18 protein-coding genes are annotated in these 24,164 nt (G+C 45.6%); 10 read left to right on the top strand and 8 right to left on the bottom strand.

Annotated features, from left to right (window positions below; genetic code table 11):
• Window positions 1-465: 465 nt before the first annotated feature.
• The 5 genes from GO493_RS09710 to GO493_RS09690 all read right to left on the bottom strand — a co-directional run bounded on the left by GO493_RS09710 (window position 466) and on the right by GO493_RS09690 (window position 12,407).
• Window positions 466-1,467 (bottom strand): PDDEXK nuclease domain-containing protein, encoded by a 1,002-nt coding sequence (locus tag GO493_RS09710; RefSeq protein WP_157305954.1) that lies wholly within the window; start codon window positions 1,465-1,467, stop codon window positions 466-468.
• Window positions 1,468-1,955: 488 nt separating this feature from the next.
• A complete protein-coding gene (locus GO493_RS09705) occupies window positions 1,956-2,435 on the bottom strand; it encodes a hypothetical protein (protein WP_157305953.1) in 480 nt (159 codons plus the stop codon).
• 4 nt (window positions 2,436-2,439) lie between these two features.
• Complete coding sequence (locus GO493_RS09700) at window positions 2,440-10,968, bottom strand: RHS repeat-associated core domain-containing protein (protein ID WP_157305952.1); 8,529 nt, start codon at window positions 10,966-10,968, stop codon at window positions 2,440-2,442.
• Between the two features lie 6 nt (window positions 10,969-10,974).
• Complete coding sequence (locus GO493_RS09695; protein ID WP_157305951.1) at window positions 10,975-11,280, bottom strand: hypothetical protein; 306 nt, start codon at window positions 11,278-11,280, stop codon at window positions 10,975-10,977.
• Window positions 11,281-11,708: 428 nt separating this feature from the next.
• Window positions 11,709-12,407 carry an SMUG2 DNA glycosylase family protein gene (locus tag GO493_RS09690; RefSeq protein WP_157305950.1) on the bottom strand — a complete coding sequence of 233 codons (699 nt, stop codon included), beginning with the start codon at window positions 12,405-12,407 and terminating at the stop codon, window positions 11,709-11,711.
• 52 nt (window positions 12,408-12,459) lie between these two features.
• Here GO493_RS09690 and GO493_RS09685 point away from each other — a divergent pair, with 52 nt between their 5' ends.
• On the top strand, window positions 12,460-13,977 hold the full coding sequence (locus GO493_RS09685; protein WP_157305949.1) for an ArnT family glycosyltransferase: 1,518 nt from the start codon (window positions 12,460-12,462) through the stop codon (window positions 13,975-13,977).
• Between the two features lie 269 nt (window positions 13,978-14,246).
• On the opposite strand, the gene GO493_RS09680 is transcribed toward GO493_RS09685, so the two are convergent.
• Together GO493_RS09680 and GO493_RS31225 are read right to left on the bottom strand one after the other, a co-directional pair.
• Complete coding sequence (locus tag GO493_RS09680; protein ID WP_157305948.1) at window positions 14,247-14,636, bottom strand: hypothetical protein; 390 nt, start codon at window positions 14,634-14,636, stop codon at window positions 14,247-14,249.
• Between the two features lie 41 nt (window positions 14,637-14,677).
• Window positions 14,678-14,812: a hypothetical protein gene (locus tag GO493_RS31225; protein WP_262885957.1), complete on the bottom strand. Its 135-nt coding sequence runs from the start codon at window positions 14,810-14,812 to the stop codon at window positions 14,678-14,680.
• A 218-nt stretch (window positions 14,813-15,030) separates the two neighbouring features.
• Here GO493_RS31225 and GO493_RS09675 point away from each other — a divergent pair, with 218 nt between their 5' ends.
• The 7 genes from GO493_RS09675 to GO493_RS09645 all read left to right on the top strand — a co-directional run bounded on the left by GO493_RS09675 (window position 15,031) and on the right by GO493_RS09645 (window position 19,560).
• Window positions 15,031-15,747, top strand: a complete 717-nt coding sequence (locus GO493_RS09675) for a pirin family protein (RefSeq protein WP_157305947.1) — start codon at window positions 15,031-15,033, stop codon at window positions 15,745-15,747.
• An 87-nt stretch (window positions 15,748-15,834) separates the two neighbouring features.
• Window positions 15,835-16,413 carry a nitroreductase family protein gene (locus GO493_RS09670; protein ID WP_157305946.1) on the top strand — a complete coding sequence of 193 codons (579 nt, stop codon included), beginning with the start codon at window positions 15,835-15,837 and terminating at the stop codon, window positions 16,411-16,413.
• A 12-nt stretch (window positions 16,414-16,425) separates the two neighbouring features.
• Window positions 16,426-16,752, top strand: a complete 327-nt coding sequence (locus GO493_RS09665) for a hypothetical protein (RefSeq protein ID WP_157305945.1) — start codon at window positions 16,426-16,428, stop codon at window positions 16,750-16,752.
• A gap of 6 nt (window positions 16,753-16,758) precedes the next feature.
• Window positions 16,759-17,616, top strand: a complete 858-nt coding sequence (locus GO493_RS09660; protein ID WP_157305944.1) for a pirin family protein — start codon at window positions 16,759-16,761, stop codon at window positions 17,614-17,616.
• 81 nt (window positions 17,617-17,697) lie between these two features.
• Window positions 17,698-18,630 (top strand): ring-cleaving dioxygenase, encoded by a 933-nt coding sequence (locus tag GO493_RS09655; RefSeq protein WP_157305943.1) that lies wholly within the window; start codon window positions 17,698-17,700, stop codon window positions 18,628-18,630.
• A 4-nt stretch (window positions 18,631-18,634) separates the two neighbouring features.
• Window positions 18,635-18,940, top strand: a complete 306-nt coding sequence (locus tag GO493_RS09650) for a GNAT family N-acetyltransferase (RefSeq protein ID WP_157305942.1) — start codon at window positions 18,635-18,637, stop codon at window positions 18,938-18,940.
• Window positions 18,941-18,942: 2 nt separating this feature from the next.
• Complete coding sequence (locus tag GO493_RS09645; protein WP_157305941.1) at window positions 18,943-19,560, top strand: alpha/beta hydrolase; 618 nt, start codon at window positions 18,943-18,945, stop codon at window positions 19,558-19,560.
• Between the two features lie 130 nt (window positions 19,561-19,690).
• Here the strand turns inward: GO493_RS09645 and GO493_RS09640 are convergent, their stop codons facing one another.
• Window positions 19,691-20,272, bottom strand: a complete 582-nt coding sequence (locus GO493_RS09640; protein ID WP_157305940.1) for a Crp/Fnr family transcriptional regulator — start codon at window positions 20,270-20,272, stop codon at window positions 19,691-19,693.
• A gap of 103 nt (window positions 20,273-20,375) precedes the next feature.
• On the opposite strand from GO493_RS09640, the gene GO493_RS09635 reads away from it, so the two are divergent.
• Together GO493_RS09635 and GO493_RS09630 are read left to right on the top strand one after the other, a co-directional pair.
• Window positions 20,376-22,826, top strand: coding sequence for an MG2 domain-containing protein (locus tag GO493_RS09635; RefSeq protein ID WP_157305939.1), 2,451 nt, complete (start codon window positions 20,376-20,378; stop codon window positions 22,824-22,826).
• A 188-nt stretch (window positions 22,827-23,014) separates the two neighbouring features.
• The gene (locus GO493_RS09630; protein ID WP_157305938.1) at window positions 23,015-24,163 is read left to right on the top strand and encodes an MFS transporter; all 1,149 of its coding nucleotides are present in this window, start codon (window positions 23,015-23,017) and stop codon (window positions 24,161-24,163) included.
• Window position 24,164 lies beyond the last annotated feature (1 nt).

Below are 24,164 nucleotides of genomic sequence, written 5' to 3'. Positions count from 1 at the left end.
CATTATACCTCTGCTGATATTCTGGAATTAAAGAATTAGCTTTTTAATATCATCTGGCATAAACTTATGTTCAAGAAATTCAGAAATCAGCTTAGTAGACAATTTTGCTTCTTCCAAATTAGTGAATAACAGGGATGCTTGCGCATAGAGGTAAAAGAAGTGACAGTGGATATGGCAGGCAGCTTGAATCGTGTTGTAGATAAGTGTTTTCCACGAGCTTCAAAAGTAATAGTATCGCCAGGGATATAGGTGATGAGGGAAGTAGCCGCTGATATTGCTGCAGCATCCAGGGATGTAACTCTTTTAGTATTGGGACAGATTCTTTTTGACGAATATCTTTGATCTGATTTGTAAGTCTCTCCTAAATCATAACATAGGTGTTGTCTACCGGGACCTTACTTCGAAATGGCATGGTTCGGTAAGAATATCATTAAAAACCAGTTTTGCCTATGAATCACTGCAGGTTTAAATGTCTAACAATTTGTTTAGAGCATTTTCAAGTTGTGCCTTGTTCGGTAGATATAGCTGATATTTAGCCAGCAACACTTTATTCGTTATGCTACTGGTAGCATATTCAACCAATATATGATCCTTATAAGCTCCTAGTAAAATCCCAACCGGTTCGTTGTCTCCTTCAGTAGCTTCCTCTTTCTTGAAATAGTTAAGATACAAATTCATTTGTCCGATGTCACTGTGATCTAGCTCACCCCGTTTTAAATCTATCAGGACAAAACACTTCAATATCCTGTGATAAAACAATAAGTCCAACCGGAAATGTTTTCCGCCAATGCTCATTCGATACTGCCGAGCGATAAAAGCGAATCCCTTTCCCAGTTCCAACAAAAATTGTTGGAGGTTGCTGATTAGCCTTTCCTCCAATTCGCCTTCCAAATATTGATATTTTTCAGGTATATTCAGGAATTCCAAAACAAAAGGGTCCTTCAATAAATCTTCTGGCTGCTGCACCTCATGGCCTTCAGTTGCAAGTTTCAATACCCCCTCCTTATCGGTACTTAACGCCAGCCTATGAAATAGCATACTTTTCATTTGCCGTTTCAATTCCCTCACGCTCCATTTCTCTTTCTCAGACTGCTTAGTATAAAAGCTGATTTCAAGATCAGAATCAGCTTTTAAAATCTCATAATAATGGCTCCAGGTCAATTTGTGGGACAATGTCCCACTGTTTTGAAAGGAAAGATATAATTTCCTCATATAGAACAAGTTAGATCTCCCAAAGCCTTTTCCGTAGGCTTGGGTCAGGTCTGTTGAAAGCCGATCAAATAGCTGGCTTCCGTATTCAGCCTTTTCCTTACCACGCTGCTCAAACTCCACTATATACCTTCCTATTTCCCAATAGGTTTGAACCAAGATACTATTTACCTCCTGGGCAGCTCTTTCCCGGCCAGCTATCAATAATTGCCCAATGCCTTGAATCAGCTTGTTATACTCCTGTTGCTGCAGTTTCATTGAAGAAAATGTTTTGATTTATGATCACAAGCAAAAATAAAACCCGGATTCCTGCGGCTATGCAGAAAACCGGGAACAACGGGGTAAATATAAATTAAAGCATTCGTGCCAGCAAATCTAAACCCTTGTCCAATTGGTTCGACTCATGTACGATACGTTCACTTAGAGAAAAAGCCTTGAAAGTCTTATTGGCTAATGGTCTCTGGTTTCGTTTTTATATATGAGAAATCAAAAACTCAAAAGGGAGAATCAGCATTACCAACTTTGAAGGAATAGTTTAGGTTCATTAACATCTGTAACGTTTACCGATGTGTCATTAACTACCTACAATTTACGATCATAATAAGCAAGCGGAAGATTCGAAAGACTTTTTTAATTCTATTAGGCAAAATATTATATTTGCTTCGACAGGCAGAAACTGTTAAAAGTGTGCGAAACAGGCACACTAACGGGCACGTAAATAGGCTCTTTATTTTTTTGTGACACATTTAAAGAATTAGCTTTTTAATATCATCTGGCATAAACTTATGTTCAAGAAATTCAGAAATCAGCTTAGTAGACAATTTTGCTTCTTCCAAATTAGTGAATAACAGAGATGACTCCCAATATTTAGTAAATTCTAGTGTTTGCAAATAACCATGTTCACAACTTACCGCCATGTCATTAAATATTTTTGTCTCTATATCCAAATAATTGCCTCCGAAATGATATTTCTCAGAATTCAAATCAGAATCAAGTACTATTAACGTTTTAAACTTTTCGATAAATACACTTAAAAACGATACGTTAATTAGTACTATATAACAATAATCAAAAAAAAACATTGTGTCATCCTTCTTGTCAAAATAATGCCCAGGCACTCCAATATTTATATATGGAATAATAAGATTATTATTTCGAAAAATCACATTTTTATACTGAGCTTCAAAGGAATCAATCTCACTTGGTATCACATTAAAAGTATTCATAGTACTATTTTTTCTGTAAAATAATTTCATTGATTTGTCCTGCAACTGGCTTAATTCCATCTGTTTGTTTATATCCAATGTTAGGAACATTTTCAGTCTTTTTTATAATCTCAAATGCCTTCATCCCTGCTGCCTTTTCATTAAAAATAATATTGAAATGACTATTAGACATCCCTCCCCGAATTATTAAGGTGCCACCTTTCATTATTGATGGTGTAACGTCTTCTAAGAACGATGCCCTCGGATTATCAACGATCATTTGTTTAACAGAACTAGGCCCAAAATATAAGCGAAAATCCTTGACAGTTGCTTTAACTCCTTCTTTAGCATTAATATCATAATTAATCCATTCTTTTCCATATCTCGATTTTTCCCCGCCCATCAAATCAACCTTATAAGATGGTGGAACCTGTTTATCACTAGATGATACTAATCCCGCTCGTCTGACTGCCCAGGCAGTTACAAATCCATCTGTAATGATTTGCTCGCGCTGCTTAGCTGCTTCTGCTTGATTTCTTGCGTGTACCTCCTGCCTTGTAGGGACCCCTGCAAAGTACTGATCAAGACTTTGTTCATTCTTTCCTCTTAATTCGTCAACAATAGCTGCTGTTTGTGAAAATCCACTGAATTTTTTCAGCCACTTAGGTTGTTCACTACCAAAATAGTATTCTTTCCCTTTGTAAATCCAATATGGGTTTTCTCCAAACCACGTGTCTTCTTCCTTAATCAAAGCAAACTGGGCTTTGCCAGTTTTTTGACTTATTGATATTAGATAGTATTTATTCTCTCCACCATCTAAGTCTATTGCCTGAATAGGTGTATTGTTTGCAAACTGATACGGCGTTAATTCTGGATATGATTTTGTCAATGGATCTATGCTCTGGAACTTTCCTAACCTCGGATCATACACCCTCATTCCATAGTCCTGCTGGTTCCCATTACCCTTAACCTCTGTATCATTTTCCTTATTGTTGAATCCATAACGATAATTTGCCAATCTCCATTGCCTATCCGGCTGCAACATTCCAAACGGATAATAATCCTGAGCAAGGAACATTTCCGCCTCATAATGATCTACAACACCACCTATCACAGAATCCTTCGCCTTATCTGTAATAACAGCAAGTACATTTCCCAGGTGGTTACTCAGTTCAAACTGCTTATTACCTTTCTGTAACCAACGGCTGCTGATGGTTGCTGCTGAAGATGTGCTTAACAGGTCTGCATTCCAGATGCCCAGACGGCTGGAACCGTAGAGATGTTGTTCTTTCCAGTACAACTGGCTGCCGCCGCTCTTGTTCCCGTATACAGTCAGCACGTTGCCTTGTGCATCTCTGACATACCAGGTGCGGTCATTGATACCATCATGGTTATGCTGCTTGTAAACACGGTTACCGGAAGGGTCATAACGGTATTCAATGCTACTTCCATTGGAGAACTGGATCAGTTTGATCTTACCATATACAGTCCACTGGATACGGGTGATATTGGCCTGCTTATCTTCTGCAAGATTACCAATCTTATCGTAAATATAATTGTTATCTGCCTGATTATGAAGATCTGATACATATTCTTCTGAAGAGATATTGTCTTTTACCTGTAACAGCTTGTTATTTAACAGATTTCCGGAAGCATCCTTCTGATAGCCATAGGTCAGCTGGTCCATAGCCGTTTGCTTGCCGTTGATACCACTGCCGTTACGGAGGTAGGTCAGGATATTACCGTTACCATCGTAGGTGACGTCTTCTTTATAAGCAGTACCTGCCGTAGTAGCATTCCAGCCAGTGGCTCCTACCGTCAACGGATGCTGGCGCATGCCCTTCATTCGGTTCAACTGGTCGTAGCGATATGTGTAGCCAACAGGGCTATCTTCTTTAAGGCGTTTGACAGCCAGGGTACTACGGCTGATATTGCCATTGTACAAGTCTCGTCCGGGTTCTGTACTCTGACCTGAAGTCCAGGACAGGGTAAAGGCATTAACACCGCTGGCAATGGGTTTATAGTCTCCCTTGTAATAGTCCAGCGTATAGCCGTAAGCATCCCGGGCGATGGCGGCACGGGAAGAACCCGTCAGACCATCTTTACCAATATCATTTCCAGGAAGCAGGTAGTTGCCGTTAACACCTTTCAGCCAGCCTTGCAGTGTATAGGCATAGTCCAGACCCTGTACTAATTGAGTATTACCCAGTTCTGTTCTTGCCAGCGGACCGTGGAGATAGTATTGATACGCCGCATCCGTTTGAGGGTTTTCTATCTCCCAACCATCTGAGGACAGGGCATTGACACCACTGACAGCCTTTATAAGACGGTTCTCTGCATCATACTGATAACCATAGAAGAATTTATCTGTCTGGTTGGGTTGATAACGGACTTTATTTACCTTACCACTCACCAGGTCATATTGATAATCTACCTGCTTTATGTCCAGTGACTGTATCTGCTGCCATAATGTTTTCACATTGCCTAACTGGTCATAACTATAGTAGGTTGCCTGCTGAAGGCTATCTGTAGCCGCTTCCCGATATATCACCGCAGATACACGCTTACGGAGATTCTCCTGTGCTAATGGGATCTTCGAGGTAGTGCCCGTAAACGGTGCATCATAGTAAGTACGGGTGATCTGCGCATTTGTACCCCCTGCCAGGAAGCTGTTCACCTCTGTAGAAGAAAGGAACGGTACTGTAGCCGGAGATGTTGCCCCGGTCTTCTCTCCCACCTCTGTAATACGTCCCTGCTCATCATACCTGGTATAACTGTACCTGTTAGACACAAATCCTGCATAATAAGGCGCCAGTTGCTCCGCATTCTGCGAAGTGACCATCCTGCCTAACCTGTCATACCAGAAACGGCTCTTACCTGCATCCGGCGTATTCTGAACAGTTATGCCATTCAGCGACTGGTAAGCATAAGATGTAGCCAGGCCATGTTCTGGATAAACCGGCACCACAGTGGTTTCAGCGGTTGAACCGCTGCCATCCGGAACAGGCGTATTGAAACGGCCCCAATGCTCTAAGGAGCTTTGCAGACCAGTTGCATACACAGGACTGATCGACATACAGATCTCATCAGCATTTGCAGCGATCTCATCTCCCGTCAGCAGCCTGTTGTAAATACGTAACTGCTTCAGGTAGCTGAGGTTCTCAGGATATACCGGGCTGCCGGACATTGCAGAAATATCCCATCCGCAACCACCGGATGCAAAGACTGATGACAATGGCAGTAAAACGCCATTTACATAAACAGCCATATTATCCCTGCTCACACCATTCTTTAAGATAGCTACATGCGTCCATTGCTTTAACGGCAACACAGACTGCATATCAGCTGTTGTATGCCAGCTGGTATCTGCCTCTACACCTTTACCATCGGCTGTTGGTACCAGGGAATAGATATCAATATTTACATAATGGCGGGACAGGCATACATTCAGCAGGTATTTCCTGTTAGCTGTAGTAGCCAGTACCTGGCTGGCAGTCTTATTAGGATCAGCATTATTGATCCACATCTCCAGCGTACTCTTACCCGGTGGATTCAAGGCAGCTGTAATGTATTTAAAGGCGGTATCTTTTGATGTATTATTTGCAGGACCTGTATATGTACAGGAAGCATTCGCCTCATCACGCGCCAGGCCTACCTGCGGCAGCCAGCTGGTATCCAGCAGATGGACGCCCTCCGGAGGAACTGTTCTTGTCAGGTTGCCCGCCTGATCATAATAATACAGCGTATAATGATATTTCTGATAAGGTACTGTCAGTGTAGCTGAGGGCTTATTGGCAGAACAATAAGCAATGTAATCTTTCCGGAAATTCTTTCTCACCTCTTCTATATACTCATTATACAGTACATGGCCGGAAGCAACAGCATCATCTACTACTTCCAGCATACAACCATATGGGTCCTGCTTTACAGCAGAGAAGGCAGGACGGTTACATAACATCAGCGATGCCGACGGGTTCTTTGTAATGGTGTCATTGAACGTTGCGTAATCGTCATAAGCAAGTGTAAAGCCCCAGCGATGGTTCAGGTAAGTTTTGAATACTGTTTCATAATTGGCATCTATAGTATTAAGATTGCCACCCATCTCCTGCTGCAAAGCAGTTACGCCCTGCTGGAACATAGCGGGAGTAACACATCCGTCACCGCCCTGTTGCAGGAAAGAGGGTAACTGTATCTCTTTCGCCAACAAATAACGGCAATTTCCACAACCACTTTCCAGCATAGTTAGTTCTGCTTCGGATAGCGTCATAGCATCCTTATACCTGCCTTTCAGGTAATTATAGAATGTAACTCCCTGTGGCATTGCATTACGCTCACGTGTCAGGATATTGCATATAGCTGCGTTAGTAGAAGAGATGAACACGGATGCTGAAAGCGCCGGTTTCCTGTACTCATAGGGTGCATCCAGCAACCAGGGATTGCAGGTCATGGTGAACTGGCTGATACCTAATACCCGTTTGATGACCTGACGGAATGAAGTGTCACCATCAGCGGTCATTTTGCCTGGAGCGGCGGTACTGGAACCGTTAGGATGGTTCAGATCACCACCCAGTTTACATAATTCGATCAGTTTGGTTCTCAGTTGATTTCTGATGGTTGCATTACCATTAATGCAAGGCTCCAGCTGTGCTATCCAGTTGTCTGCCTGTGCAGTACAGTTGGCAGCAACTTCCGTAGCCAACTGAGTATCTGACATATTTTTTAATACTACAGTATCAGTAGATACAGCAGGCATTGAATAAGAAATATTCCCGGTACGGGACTGCTTGTAACGATAGGCAATATCACAGCCTGGCCGTACATTGATTTCCGGAGCAACTACCGTTTCATTACTGGTTATTCCCGTACAACGGATACCTCCATTTATACCCTGAGGGTCGATATCCCAGTCATGGATCTGTGCACTTGCTGAGAATGAATTACTGAGCGTGGTGCTGTTGAAAATAAAACTTACTGGTGTAGTCGGGGCGCCGGGAGTATTACTATATACGTATTTGATATCCACGTAGATATTAACTCCCGCAGGAATTGGCTCTCCTGTGACCTGGTACACCAGTCTATAGTTATAAGTAGTGCCTGTAACACCTGCCAGCTCAATTCCAAATGAGCCTCTATTAAGCGAGCTACATGAGTAATTGGGTTCTGTGCTGGTATATTCACAGCTACTCCATGCAATGCCTATTGCATTAATATCGATTCCGGCAGGAACACAAATATTGGCTTTCTGTTGTCCGGGCAGAAATGTTACCTGCATGGGCGCGCCCAATGAGAGATATTCATCCGGATAATATAACTGCAGCGTTACTTTCTTTTCTACCCCGGAGCCGGCATATACAATTTGCACCGGTTGTGCACCTGAAGCGGAGCAAGTACTATCTCCCGGCCGGATGTAGAAAGAAGTACGCGCAGGGCAGTTAGCGGGAGTATAAGAAAGAGTATCGCCTGCCACACAGGCGTTATTACAATAGTTGGCGGCACGCAACTGCTGATAATACTTCTCTTTCAGCTCCAGGTACTTATCCCTGTACAATTGCCATTCCTTATCCGGGATACGGCATGCTGCCACCGGGTTACAACTATTCCAGTTACTTGCATTTGCAGCCGTTCTGTTTGTACTGTTTGTCGTAGCAGTTTTATCATTGCAATACAACATATAATCCACGTAGCCGGAAAGGCTTTTGGCAGGAAGACTGTCGCCGGTAATACCCAGGAACTGACGGGTATAATTACCCAGGTCTGACAGGAATGCTGATTTATAAGCTGCACCGGAATTACTAAAGAACGGGTCCTTATCCGCCAGCCAGGCTAAAGTAGTCCTGGAATAAACTGCGCCTCCACTAGCTGCCGGTATTTCACTGACAGTCTGTGCCACCTGACTAAGCCGCTGGTCCCAGCCAAGATAGGCGCTGTTGCCTTGACAGAACTGCAATGCACAATACTCCGGATGATATTTTACAAAACTATCCGCCCATTCCTTCTGCCAGTATTTTACGAGATCGGTAATAGTAAAATCTGCATCATATGGAGATCTTTTAATGCCTTCATGATCTATAAACTGCGCAGCAGTATACTCCGGATCAGAAACCTGCTTTACCGGAAATACATTCCGCCAGTTCAGATACAATACGTTTATGCTTTTCTCAAGGGCAGAGTCACCGTCGAATAAAGCATACTGCCCCCCCGGACTAACATCCGCCTTTAAAGCATTTTCGAGATCTGCACAGGGAGAACCGAGGCAGGAAGCCCTGAGCTGGGCGCAGTTAGCAGCCGCATGATCATAGAGGGAGTCAGCAAAAGCAGTGATCGACGTATTATTGGTAACTACATCCACTCCTCTTGTTGCCAGCCGCTCTTTAAAACGGGCGGTGAAATTTGCTTTGGTGCCCAAGGCATCCTGGCAGGTAGTACATTCATCAAAACAGGCGGTAAAGTCTTTACCATATAATTCATCCAGCACAAAACGCCATTCTGTTTTCAGATTGGTATTGCGCTGAACGAAATCGTTGGTATAATTCCTGATCGCTTCCTCCGTCAGTCCAAGCTCAACATAAATGTGATACTCCCCAATCTGGGAAAACGTAACGTTTGCCGTAACAGGTGTATACCCGTTATCTCCGCAATTGCTGGTGGCACTACCTATAGAAACAGGTGCATCATCTTTAAGCCGGTTGTTACAGTTGTCTGTAATGGTATACTTCAGCTGATAAACACAATTGCTGCAGATAGTAACGTTATTTTCTGTGTATGTCTTTATCAGCTTGCTTACGTTAAATGATAATATGGCAGGGCCGGTTGTTTCCGCCAGGTAAGTAGCCGTTGCCGTGAGCTTCAGCTTTGCAGCATCGAAGGTATAATCTCTTGCCGTAAGTAAATCTAACGCCTGGATTTCAGCTGCCGGTTTGGAAGATAAGCTATCTACGTTAGCCGGCGATGCACCTGCCAGCGCTGTAGCAATGGTTTTGCCGGAGGCATTCTGGTAACTGATACTGATCTGCCCATTACCATCTACCACCATATTCTTAAGATAATGGTTAGCATATCCTACATCATTTCCAAACATCCGGTCCAGCTCTCTCTGGGTAGGCTTACCATAGAAATAACGGGTAGCTTTGCTGGAATCAGTGCCGGGCTGAAACAAGGAACCAACACCGCCCTGTACCAGGACACGACCGGTATTATCCGGTGTATACCGTGTTACGCTGAAGGGGTAACCTTCTGCATCTGGTATATATTTGTTGTGAGGTTTTGTCTCATCAGTTAAAAATGTATTTGCCGGGGAATAGTATTTTGATGCACCTGCCGTAGTAGCTAATAGTGAAGGTTTATTAATGCAGTCAGTACCTGTGCCATAAGCATCTGCATATGTGTACAGCTGGCCATTGGCTTTCAAATGCAACCCGCCATAATAAGTAAGTGAAGAAGCCTCCAAAGGCGCCGGTAGTATACTGATTGCAGGCCGGCCAAATTCATCATATAGACTTTCCTGTGTAATGGCTTTATTGTCTGAGTTATTGACAGTCACCACCTGCCTGTTACGCAAGGTTCCATCAAAGTAAGTCACTACCTCTTTCTTCTTGCCATCTTCTGCATATGTAGCACTGTATTGCCAGTTCATTCCCGGCTGATGCCATGTATTAGTCAGTGTAATAACACCGGGCCCCGTTGTTCCGCCCTGGTCTAACTGGTAATCCCATGGTTGTTCTGTACGGAAACCATTACTATCATAATAGACAACGCGCATACGTACCAACAGGTACTTCGATAAATGCACCAGCGAAATGTCATAATATTCCTGTTGCACCGTTACCCGGGTGGAGTTATTACGGAACATTTTCTTCAGCTGCGCTTCCGTAACTGAAGAACCTTGCTGAGCAAGAAGGCGGCCATTATCTGATTCTTCGTCAATGAAAGTCCACTCAAGGTCATACTCTTCCGCACCAGTGATCTTATTCCATGAAAGCGTTATTTTATTTGCTGTTTGTTCTAATATATTTGGAGCAAGCTGTACGCCTCCATCAAACTCATATGAACGTTCCACAACAACCTGCCCTGTGAGACGAAATGCGGCTGGCAAAGATGTTCCCAGATCTGCACTGGCAATGTCATTTACGGTGATCTTTATCTTATAGCCATTCATAAAACTATAAGAAGCCGCATCCTGGTATGAAACTCCGGCTGCAGGATCATAGGTGATCTTTAGCTTAACATTATCTACAATTACAGGATCTGCCTGGTCAGGTTGAGACCAGTATTCTATCTTAAGCGTCACTTCACAGTTGAATGCCTGTGTAATAACCGCTCCTGAGTCCCTGTAGAGGCCAAACGTGACAATATTGTTCACCGTCTTATTGTGGATCTTTGTCCAGTCAAACGCGTTGTTCAGGAACTTCTCATCCTTTACGATCAGGGTATCTCCTTTCTTTATCTTTCCCTGCAACTGGTTCTGGTAAGATTCGATAGTATTAAAGGCCATTGTGTATGGTATGCCATACAATAATGCCGCGATAACCAATAGTATCTTTAACATTCTGTGCATAGTCCATCAATCTTTTGAGGTTAAAAGTCCTTCAGCCCAATTATCGGCTGCAGTAGTAGATCTCCGGAAAACAAGCCGCTCAAAAGAAAGTAAATCAATACCGGCAACAGGGCTGTTCGCTACTTCCCTGCTGATAGCATCTACTACTGCATTCTTCACTGTCGGCCGGCTGGCAGGTGATTGAACAGACCAATTATGGGGTAAACTGTCAGGTACAGGCTGCTGTATATTCCGCGGGGAAAAAACCGAAGTATATACCCATATTAACAGGCATAATACGACCAGCAGCACCCTCTCGCATATATTTCTCATAGAAACAAAGTTCAGCGTATAAGGATACTCTATAAATAAGAGCACGTTGTTGGGAAGAACTCAAATAAGTATATAGTATTGTCCCGGATTAACGGTTACGTTATGAGTTCTTCGGGAACAGTTGTTGAACATTAATTCATGTAGTAGCGAGGTACAAACAGGAAAAACGGTTATCATTTCAGGGACTCTCAAAAACAGACAACAGATATAAGGTCTTATCCAGATAACAAACGTTTGACTAGTTTTCATTCACTATAGGTATTCTTCGAACAACATAAAGCAAAGAAAAGATATTTTTTTAGAAATGAAGTAGCTTTTTCCTAATGATTAAATTTCATGAAACTTTCCATTTATAAATGAACACTGTGTTGCCATTTCTGTCATGGCATTATCAAGTCAGGTCAGCCCCGTTCCTGCTCACTTATCTGCTAATAAGCAGCAAAAGCCTCCAGGTATTTACTGATAAACTCTTCTTTACGCTTCGCCCTGTATTGCATCACAAACCGCGGATGCTCCAGCGGTATCACCGTTTCAAAGAAACGCTCCTTTTCATTCAGCTGTTTCAGGAAAGCCGCATTCTTCCCTGTACCAAAACAATAACAAACACGGGTATCTATACCAAACTCCAGCTGCTGCCTGATGCTTTTAACCATAAAATCATAAACCGCATTGGTCAGCGTTTTGCTGTCATAATAGTTGTAATTGATCTCCGAACCATCCGGCTGCACAGAAGTAAATCCCAGCGGAGAAACAGACGCAAAATAGAAATCCCTGTAAAACGCCTCAGCTCCGCCATAGGCACCGATCACATCGTATACGAACACAGACGAAGGCTCATGCGTCTTCAATCCCTCAATACTGATCCCCACTACTTCCGTCAGCCTTTTCGTATCTGTAAAAGGAATACCGGTAGCGCCGGAGCCTAAACGCCCGGGATTGATCCCCATGATCATTCGCCGCTGGTGGTGATCGTTATAGTACTTCCTGTAAAACTGCTGCATAATATCCATTACCTGCGGCTGTTCCCGGAAAGGGTTCATGATCCTGATACCCGGAGGCAGGGAACCTGTATAGTGAAGATGACTGTTAAACTCAATAACGTGATCGGCGAATGTCTTTTTCTTCATAATAAAATTTGGCCTATAAAAATACTATCTTACTGCCGACTAATCAATTTAAATGATACAACGTCAAGAAAAAACAGCCACTATCCTGCTGATCTCCTTCCTTATACTGAAGATAGTATTAAGCTATGCCCTGGTAAACGACATGTATGAGCTGCACCGGGATGAGTTCCTCCATCTTGACCAGGCTAATCACCTGGCAGGCGGATATGCATCAGTTCCTCCCCTTACTTCCATTGTCTCCCTCATCATAAAATTCCTGGGTAATACCGAATTCTGGGTAAGGTTCTTTCCCGCTTTATTCGGAGCAGGCGCCATTCTATTTTGCTGGCGGATAGTAGAACTACTGGAAGGCAACCTGTTTGCAAAATGCCTGGTAGCAATAACCTGCCTTTGCTCTGCTTACCTGCGACTGAACACCCTCTATCAACCCAACTCTTTTGACGTACTTTCCTGGGCTGCCGTATTTTATTTCCTGCTGCGGTATTTTAAAACCGGAAAGCCAGGAACGCTTTACTGGATGGCCGTCTGGGCCGGACTGGGCTTCCTGAACAAATACAATATCCTTTTCCTCTTCCTGGGATTATTACCCGCATTGATCATTACTTCAAAACGGAAAATATTTGCTGACAGGCACTTCTATTTTGCCCTGCTGCTTGCTGTTGTCATTATATTACCCAACCTCATCTGGCAGATCAGTCACCATTTTCCTGTATTCAGACATATGAAAGAGCTCCGGGAAACACAACTGGTACATGTAAACCGGCTGGATTTCTTTGTAGAACAACTGCTCTTCTTCATATGTGGCATCTTTGTATTACTGGCCGGTATCACTGGTCTGATCTTCAATAAGCAATTCAGACAGCACCAATGGGTATTATTTACCTACATCGCTACCATCCTGATCTTCAGTTATTTCAATGCCAAAGGATATTATGCACTGGGCCTGTACCCTCCGCTCCTGGCCTTTGGCAGCACATACCTGGCGCAGGTATTGCAACGGCCCCTATTCCGGGCATTACTGCTGATTTTCATTACTGGCACATTTACATATCTTTTACCATTGGTAATGCCGTTATATACGCCTGTACAGATCATTGCCCATCACAATAAATTCCGGAAAGCAGGTTTGCTGAAATGGAACGACGGGAAAGACCATGAATTACCGCAGGATTATGCAGATATGCTGGGCTGGAAAGAGCTGGCAACTATCGTCGATTCTGCCTACCGGATAGTGCCTGATAAAGAACATCTGCTCATTTTATGCGATAACTACGGGCAAGCCGGCGCTATTAATTATTACTCCGCTTTTGGCAATATTCACGCATCATCATTCAACGCTGACTACATGCATTGGATGGACCTGGAAAAACCCATCAGGACTAAAATAAGGATCAGAGAATACTATCCACGGGACGCAGCAGCCAAAGACTCACTGGACTTTGGCAGCATGCAGAAAATAGGGATGGTACAAAACCCATGGTGCCTTGAATATGGCACCACAGTCTATTTATTGAAGGACCCTAAAATCGATGTGAACGCTGAACTGAAAAGCTATATAAAAGAAGACTAAACACCTGTTCCGTTCTCAGGCTTTTGAAAAGTAATACTTCCTTTTAGAAAGTATTGTGGCGCTAAAGTGATACCGCAATACATACACTAAACATGCTTAAGACATGCTTAAGACATGCTTCAAACATGCTTTATCCATACACTATCCATACATCATCCATACTTCAAATGTGGACCTGAGCAGATCTATCCTCAAAAAAAAATCGCTCCTGCCAAAGCCGAAGCGATTCTTTTAACGGGATGTTCCTGGCCTGCGGGCCGGCCAGAAACTTATTCAGCAGGGATTACTGACATTTCTGTCTCAACATTTTCCTTACCCATAGCATTCTGCTCACCCAGGGTAAGATTATCAGTCCGGGTGGTTTCCAGCCAACCGGTCCGGGTACGGCGGAATACCTGTACATACAGTCCAAGGTCCCGGCAAAAATCCGTCTCCACTTCCTCCACTGTCCTGTTATCACTGACATCTACCCAGCCAAAGCTGTGCACCATACGGATCACCTCCACCGGTGTTTCCGGCGATACCCGCGCCCCCAGATCTGAAGGGCCCTGTACCGGATGCGGATACAGGAAAAATTCCAGTTTCAGGTAAGGGTATACTTCCCGGAACCTATCCTGTATGTTACCCAGGATATCTTCTTCACTTATATAAATTTCCATGGCAGTTTAAGTTTATGGGATGAGAGAATATTCATCGTTATTCAGGCCATGCTTCTTTCGTATACTACTAATACAAATACAGAAGAATTATGTTTCAGAAATCCGGTACCGGGGCAGGTGAGTTCCTCCCTGCCCCTGCTATTACCGGAGCGTTCATCACTCAATATCTCAATCATTTAATATAAATAAATGATAATCAATCTGATTTGTACCAGGCGCAGCCATTTAAATCCGTTCCTGTAATGTAAAAGTAGAACAGGTGTTCTCCTTTTTTTATGACAGAAATAAGCACATCGCCTGTTTGATATCACCCCCCGTTTTTCTTAACCTACATTAACAGATTAATCCCCCCACCCGCCGTATATTTGTTGCAACATATAAACAATAACATATCATGGCACGGAGCATATTACATAAAGCAAACACCCGCGGACACGCAGATCACGGATGGCTTGACAGTAGCCATACCTTCAGTTTCGCGAACTACTACAATCCCGAAAGAATGCAGTTCGGCGCACTGAGGGTGTTTAACGACGATACCGTTGCCGCAGGCAGAGGATTTGACAGCCACCCGCATGATAATATGGAGATCATAAGTATTCCGCTGTCCGGAGCACTTGAACATAAAGACAACCTGGGTAACAGGGTCATCACAAAAGCCGGTGAGATCCAGGTAATGAGCACAGGAACAGGCGTATTCCACAGTGAATACAATGCCAGTAAAGAAGAACCAGCCAGCTTCCTCCAGATCTGGATCTATCCGAACAAGCTCAATGTTCCCCCCCGGTATGACCAGGTAAAACTCTCAACCGGAAAGAACCATCTCCAGCAGATCATCTCTCCCTCCACGGAAGATGCAGGCACATGGATCTACCAGGACGCCTGGCTCCACCTGGGCCGCTTTGACAAAGGCGTTCAGACAACCTATCAGCTGAAGAAAGAAGGAAACGGACTATATATTTTTGTGATCAGGGGAAGTTTCAGGATAAACGATGTGCAACTGGAAGAAAGAGATGGCCTCGGACTGGAAGGAAGCACTGAAACAGTACTGACCCCGCTCACAGATGATGCTGAGGTCCTGCTCATAGAAGTACCTTTATTAATACGGTGATTATTACTACGATTAAGATGAAATCGACAACAAAACCGTGATCTATACAATTAACTTTGCTTTACTTAAAAATATAAACTTTACATCATGTCACCGATAAAAATAGCGAGCACACAGCACCCTGTTATTGATCTGATTAAAAACCGCTGGAGCCCGCGCTCTTTTTCAACACAAACTATATCACAGGAAAGCCTGCAAACCATACTGGAAGCCGGTTCATGGGCGCCCAGCGCCAACAACCAGCAACCCTGGCGTTTCATTTACGGTTACCGCGGCACTCCCGGGTTTGACAAGATAGTAGCTGCGCTGGCCCCCGGCAATCAACCCTGGGCAAAGAACGCAGCCGTGCTGGTAGCAGCCGTTGGCGTAAAGGAACTGCCTGACACACAACAGAAGAACCATTACTATATGTACGATACCGGCCTGGCCACCTCTTTCATACTGCTCCAGGCACAAAGCATGGGCATCTATGCTCACGTAATGGGAGGATTCAATAAACAGCATCTGGCAGAAGAAGCAGCCATCCCCTCCAATGAGGAACCTGTAGTAGTAATAGCACTGGGCTATGCAGACGATGCTGAAAAACTGGAAGAGCCTTACAAAACAAGAGAACTGACACCAAGGAACAGGAAACCGCTGGATGTCATCTCTGCCGAACTGGTTTAAACAATATTCAACATGGAAACTACTCAACTGCATATACTGGCAATAGGCCGCAACGAAGAGATCATGGTGGTGATGAACAGGCTGCTGAACGCTCCCAACAATTGGACAGGCGTAACCGTTACTACAGATGACGCAGCCATTGCTGCATTTGAGAAAGAGCATTTTGACATAGTGCTGCTCTGTGCAGGCATTACTCCTGAAGAAGAAGCTGCCTTGACCGCCCGCTTCCGGACAGGCAATCCGCAGCTGATCATCAGACGGCATTACGGAGGCGGCAGCGGCCTGCTGAAGAATGAGATCCTGTACGCGCTGGACAACAGACCAAACCCTTCAAACTGAGCTACTATGAAAAAGAACATCGCGCATATTCTTGCAGGAAAAGAAAAGCATATCACCCCTGAACAAACAGTGTTACAACCACTGCCGCATGCTGATTTCAGGTTTGCCAGCCCGTTTATTGTGCTGCATCACGGCGGACCGGACGCCATCGCTCCGGGCTCTGAGAACCGTATCCACCCGCATCCGCACAGAGGCTTTGCCCCCGTTACCTTCCAGTTACAGGGACAGGCACATCATAAAGACAACACAGGGAATGATCAGCTGCTGAACCCGGGAGATACGCAATGGATGTTTGCCGGCAAAGGAATACTGCACAGTGAAGGGCCCTCTGCTCAATTACACCGTGACGGCGGACAGATAGAGATCATCCAGCTCTGGATCAACGTGCCGGCAGCAAATAAATGGGACGATCCCCGCTACCAGTACATACCAAAAGCTGAAATGCCACATATACTGGAACAGGAAGGCGTTAACCTGCGCCTGATGAGCGGTGAGTTTGACGGTAAAAAAGGGCCGCTCACAATCTCCTATACCCCGGTTATCAGCGCCATAGGCGAGATATCCAAAGGAAAGAGAACAGACTTTACCGTAACAGAAGATTACTGGACATTACTCTATATAGCTCACGGAGGAGTAACTATAGATGATACCCCGGTGCCTGAACACCACCTGGTGGTATTTAACCGGGAAGGCAACACCTTCTCTGTAACAGCAAACGAAGACAGCCAGGTACTTTTCCTCTCCGGCCAGGCAATAGACGAACCGGTAGCAGCAAAAGACAACTTCGTTATGAACACAAAAGAAGAGACGGAACAGGCCATAGAAGACTATAAGAACGGCCTCTTCGGCACACTTGACTATTAAAAAAACTCACGTACTGCTCCGGTCTGTCCGCCGCCGGCGGACAGATAAAAGCGCTGACTGACAAATTAAAAAACTCACATCATGGAAAATAGAATACAGGGCATTCATCACATCACCGCGATAGCTGATAATGCCAAAAGGAACCTCCATTTCTATACGGAAGTACTGGGTGTACGCTTTGTAAAAAAGACCGTCAACTTTGACGATCCCGGCACCTACCACTTCTACTTCGGCAATGAAACCGGCACACCCGGCACCATCCTCACTTTCTTCCCCTGGGAAGGAATTGGCAGAGGCGCCACAGGTACCGGCATGGCCACAGAGATAGGCTATTCCGTTCCCGCCGGCAGCCTGGAATTCTGGAAAGACCGCTTCGCAGCTACCAATACCGTACACGGTGAAATAGCTGAAAGGTTCGGAGAACTGTACCTGCCCTTCGAAGATCCCGACGGACTTAAACTGAACCTGATAGTACCTAAGAATGCAGACGACCGCACTCCATGGGAAACAGCAGAAGTAAAGGCAGCACAGGCCACCAAAGGATTTCACAGCATAGTCCTGAACCTGCGCAGTATCAATCCTACCGCCAACATCCTCACAGAAGTGCTGGGATATAAATTCCTGGAACAGGAAGGCAACCGTCACCGTTTTATCACAGACGCTGTACCCAATGCCTCCATCGTAGACCTGATAGAGTCTCCTAAAGAAGCAGCCGGCAAAGGCGGCGGCGGTACCAACCACCACGTGGCTTTCCGTGTGGCAGATGACAATGTGCTGATGGAATTCAGGGAAAAAGTGCTGAAAAAAGGCTTAAATATCACACCAAAAATTAACCGCGATTATTTCTTCTCCTTATATTTCAGGGAACCAGGCGGTGTACTGTTTGAACTGGCTACAGATAACCCTGGCTTTACCGTGGATGAACCACTGGCTGAACTGGGTCAGCATCTGAAACTGCCTAAACAATACGAAGGCATGCGCGGAGATATTGAAAAAGTTTTACCTCAATTGTAAGATCATGGATGAAGTAGTATTAAGACTCAATCCCAAAAACCACGGCGCATTCTACATCATGCACGATGGTGAGCAGATGGGAGAAATGGTGATAAGCATCGTAGATAATGTACTTACAGCCTATCACACAGAAATAGAGCCCAAAGCAGAAGGCCAGGGGCTGGCAAAAAAACTGCTGGAAGGCATGGTGGCATATGCACGTGAACACCAGCTCAAAGTGCTGCCGCTCTGCGCATATGTACATGCACAGTTCAAAAGGCATCCGGAACAGTATGCCGATATATGGATCAGGCAAAAAGAAGAGGAGTAATTATGCATCACAAAGAGATCGTCAGCGCAGGAAAGGCTGTAACAGCCGCCAGGAAAGCGCTGATCATGATACACGGCCGGGGCGGCAGTGCGGAAGACATTCTGTCCCTGGCTAATTACCTGAACGTCAAAGACTATGCGCTCATAGCGCCACAGGCAACAGGTAATACCTGGTATCCTTATTCATTCATGGCGCCGCCGGCTCAGAATGAACCCTGGCTGTCATCCGCCCTGGATGTGCTCAATGAGACGGTAAACGAGATCATTGCAGGAGGTATCTCCAGGAACAACATCTATTTCCTGGGCTTTTCCCAGGGCGCCTGCCTCACACTGGAATTCGTAACACGCAACGCAGCGCGCTACGGCGGTGTGGCTGCTTTCACCGGCGGCCTGATAGGTGACAGGATATACCAGGAAAACTATAAAGGAACATTTGACGGAACTCCCGTGTTCATCGGCACCAGTAATCCTGACCCGCATGTACCGGTAGAAAGGGTAAAGGCTACAGAGAAGGTCCTGGGCGAAGCAGGTGCAGATATCACTGTGAATATTTACAATAACATGGGTCACACCATCAGCCAGGACGAGATCAACCTCGCCAATAAACTGATATTTATTTAAGCTGCGACAGGCGGCAGGCCTGCTCCCTCAAAAAGCGCAGGCCCACCCTCGAAAAAATGGCTTTCACCAAAGGTGAAAACCATTTTTTCGAGCAATTCCCGCCGCCCCCAAAAAGCCGCTCCCCAAAAAACTACCCCTTCCTATACATCGAACTCCTCACCTTACTCAAAAACTCAGGAGACACCCCTATATACCTCGCAATCTGATGCTGAGGTACCCGCTGCACAACATCCGGATACTTCTCCAGGAAAGCCACATACCTCTCCTCCGCCGTCTGCGTCACCGCTGCGTAGAATCGTTGCTGTAAGGTGATCAGCGCCCGCTGTATCAAATGCCTGAACAACTTCTCAAACTTGGGTATCTTCTCAAAAAGAGCGATCTTATCCTGGTAACTGATAGTCAGCAGTTCACAATCCTCCAGCGTCTCAATGAACATACGCGCCGGTTTCTGCTCGGTAAAACTATCCAGGTCCCCCACCCACCATCCTTCCACAGCAAAAGTCAGTATAGTTTCCGTTCCTTGTTTATCTTCGTAATAGGTACGCACACAGCCCTTCAGTATGTAGGCCTCAAATTCGCAGACCTCCCCTTCTTTCAGCAGGAAATTTTTTTTCTTTACCTTTCTGAACTGTAGCAGGGAATGGAACAGCTCCTGCTCTTCAGGGCTAAGTGTGATATACCTGGATACAAACTGGTCAATCTGTTCAAACATAGTGATGGACGGTGATCTTAATTATTCCTTAAACCTTTATTTTGTCACGCAAAATAAGTAAAGCGCATATTTTTTGAAACTATCTTGCAATAAATCGTTCAGCATGGAGTCTTCATCATTGAAAAAGTATACCCGGATAAAGTGGCTTATTCCAATTCTTGCAGCTGGTGTCATCAGTGCGTTTACCTTTCCCCCGCCGGACGACTGGCAGGACAGGGTACTGAAAGCGCTCGCTACATTCGGCAAAAATTATCCGCAGGAAAAAGTATACCTGCACCTGGACAAGGATTATTACGCAGCCGGGGAAACCATCTGGTACAAAGCATATGTCATGATGCAAAGCCAGCCCTCCCTCACAGCGATGGACGTGTATGTGGAGCTGCTTGACAAAAACGGTATCGTAGTTATGAAAAAACACCTGCCCGCAGGCGGCGCCTCGGCAGCAGGTAACTTCGAACTGCCGGAAACTACCAAACCCGGCCAATACCAGCTCAGGGCCTATACCGCCTGGATGCTGAACTTCGATCCCGCTTTCCTCTGCTACAGGAACATAGAGATCTTTGACCCGGCAAAAAGGAACAACCTTCCGCCAAGAGATACTGTGGCCGTTAAAGACTATGCAGTCCAGTTCTTCCCCGAAGGCGGCAACCTGCTGGAAAACACGGCCAATACCGTTGCCTTCAAAGCTATAGACCAGAATGGCTATCCCATTGCCGTGATCGGCGATGTAAAGGACAGCAAAGGCAAAACCGTAGCCAGCATAAAAACAGTACACGACGGTATGGGGTCTTTCGAACTGACGCCCCTGCCGGGATATAAATACTTCGCAGATGTACAGATAGCCGGCGGGCAACGTAAATCCGTTACCCTTCCTGCCGCTGTTAACACCGGCGCTACCCTGAAACTCTTCAACCGTGGCAGCAGGATCTTCTACCAGGCTACCCTGGCTAACCCGGACGATACCTCCTTCCATGAAATGATGGTGGTAGGGCAGATCCAGCAGCAGCTGGTATATAAAGCCAGCCTGAACGTGGCGGAAGGCAGGATCAGCGGATTCATTCCCACACAATACCTGCCCTCCGGCATTATACAGGTCACCCTGTTCAGTAAAGAAGGGCTTCCTCTCTCCGAAAGACTGGCCTTCATCAAAAAGAATGACCAGCTGGCCATGTACTTCGAAAACCCGGTGATCAGCACCGAGGAAAGAGATAAGAACACTATAGAACTGATCATCCCCGATACATTAAAGACCAGCCTGTCCGTAGCAGTGACCGATGCCGACCAGGTAGTCCAGAGCGATGACCAGGACAATATAGTATCCCACCTGCTGCTCACCTCAGACCTGAAAGGATATATCCATAACCCGGCCTGGTACTTCCGCGACAGCTCACAGGCTGCCACAGACGCGCTGGAACTGGTGATGCTCACCAATGGATGGAGAAGGTTCAGCTGGCAGAAGATCCTCAAAGACTCCATGCCCCAGATCAGGTATCCTTATGAACAGGGCCTGAGCCTGAAAGGTAAGGCCTATACCAAAGGCAGGTTCCCGCTGGCTAATGGCAAGGTAGACCTGATCTTCAAACAGCTGATAGACAGTTCTACCGCATTTACCTCGGTACCTACCAACTCAAAGGGAGAATTTGACCTCGGCCAGGTACAGTTCCTCGATACCGTCCTGGTTTACTATAAAGGGAATGACAAGGAGAAAGCCTGGAAAGATGTGGATGTAGAATTTGACAGCCACTTCTTTGAGAAGAGCGCGCCCGTTACCTTCCCTTACCCGATGCGCCCTCCGGCCCTGCTGGACAACAACGCCCTGCAAAAGTTCCTGACCACCGCCTGGGAAGGCAACAGGGTGAACAGGTCTATTGCCAGCAGGTCTATCCTGCTGAAAGAAGTGAACATCCGTGAAAGACGTATCGCCCCGGCAGAAACGACAGAGAAAAGATATGTTTCCGGCATGTTTGCCACAAGTGACGGGTACACCTTCGACCTGACCAAAGAAACACCTACCTCCTTCAACGTATTCCAGTACCTGCAATCCAAAGTGGCAGGCCTGCAGATCACGGGCGACTACAACAACCCTTCCCTCTCCTGGAGAGGCGGCAGGCCAACATTGTACCTCAATGAAATGCCTGTGGATGTAAGCATGCTCACCACGGTGAACATCAACGATATAGCCATCGTGAAAGTTATGCGTCCTCCCTTCATGGGCGGCTTTGGCGGCGGCGCCAATGGCGCTATTGCAGTTTATACCAAGAAAGGAGGCGATAATGCAGGAGATTCCCAGGTACGTGGTTTTGTGATGAATAAAAAAGTTGGTTACAGCGTCGTGAAACAGTTCTACTCACCTGATTATTCTGTACACAAGGAAACACACTCCCTGCCCGATAAACGCCTGACATTATACTGGAACCCGCATCTGCAGGTAGATTCTGCCTCACATACAGCCAAAATCCAGTTCTATAATAATGACTTCTCAAAACATTTCAGGGTAGTAGTGGAAGGAATAGCGGAAGATGGAAGAATGGGAAGGGTTGAAAAAGTATTCTGAAATTTTAAATAAGTCTGCAACCGCTCTCAGAAAAGGCAGGCCTGCAGCCTGCTCCCTTAAAAAAAGCGCCGCAGGCCCACTCATAGCAAAACGGCTTTCACCAAGGTGAAAGCCGTTTTGCTATGCAATTCCCTCTCTTACATATTAAAAAATAACCTCCCCGATAAAAAGATTACTTTTACACCGTTATGGACTCTCCGAGAACGGCACGCATTTCAATCACAGTCTTCTTCTTCCTCTCCGGCTTCGGCTACGCCACCTGGGCATCCAGGATAGCCGATTTACAACACAGGTTAAACCTGAACGAAGCCCAACTGGGTAGTACCCTGTTTGCTTTGCCCCTTGGCCTCATCCTCACGCTCCCCGTCACCGGGTATTTATTACAACGCTTCAGCAGCCGCAGTATCATGATGGTAGGCGCTTTGGCATTTAATGTGATGCTGGGATGTTTAGGATTTGTCACACAAACCTGGCAACTGGTACTGGTACTTTTCTGCTTCGGATCATCCCGCAACCTGCTCAATATTTCCATAAACGCACAGGCAGTAGCTATTCAGGCATTGTATACCCGGTCAATTATTACTACTTTTCATGGCGTCTGGAGCCTGGCAGGAGCAGCAGGATCAGGATTGGGTTGGCTGATGGTATATCTGAACATATTGCCGGACTGGCACTTCCTGGTGGTAGGCATATTCCTGGTCATAGCCGGTACCCTGGCTTACCCGACCAGCCTTCATCAGAAACCGGCCCCACAGGGGAATGCAAGGAAATTCATATTGCCGGACAGACATCTGCTGAAATTCGGGCTGATCTCCTTCGCCGTAATGGCTTGCGAGGGCACAATGATAGACTGGACCATCGTATATTTTAACAAAGCTGTAAGAGCGCCTGAAAGCATTATAAATGCGGGTTATGTTGCCTATATGGCCGCAATGGCGGCCGGCCGTTTTGCAGGAGATAAAGTAGTGCATAAACTTGGCATCGCCACAATGATCAAATATAGCGGACTGCTTGTTTTCTGTGGATTAATGCTCTCTGCCCTGCTGCCTTATACCATTACAGCCGGATTAGGATTTATGATGACAGGCGTAGGCGTCTCCTGCGTAGTACCACTGGTATTCAGCATGGCAGGAAAAACAAAGAGCATGAGCAGCAGCAGCGCAGTAGCCGCCATATCTACCGTAGGTTATATGGGTTTCCTGATAGTACCTCCCGTAGTTGGTTATATAGCGCAGGTGGCAGGACTGAGATGGGCCTTCGGACTAATGGCCGGATTCGGGCTGCTCATCGTGAATATGATCCTGCGCGCACAAAAAGAAGAACATAATCACATTTAAT

Source organism: Chitinophaga tropicalis, from assembly GCF_009758205.1.
Classification (GTDB): domain Bacteria; phylum Bacteroidota; class Bacteroidia; order Chitinophagales; family Chitinophagaceae; genus Chitinophaga; species Chitinophaga tropicalis.
This window is presented reverse-complemented; position numbering and strand designations above follow the sequence as displayed.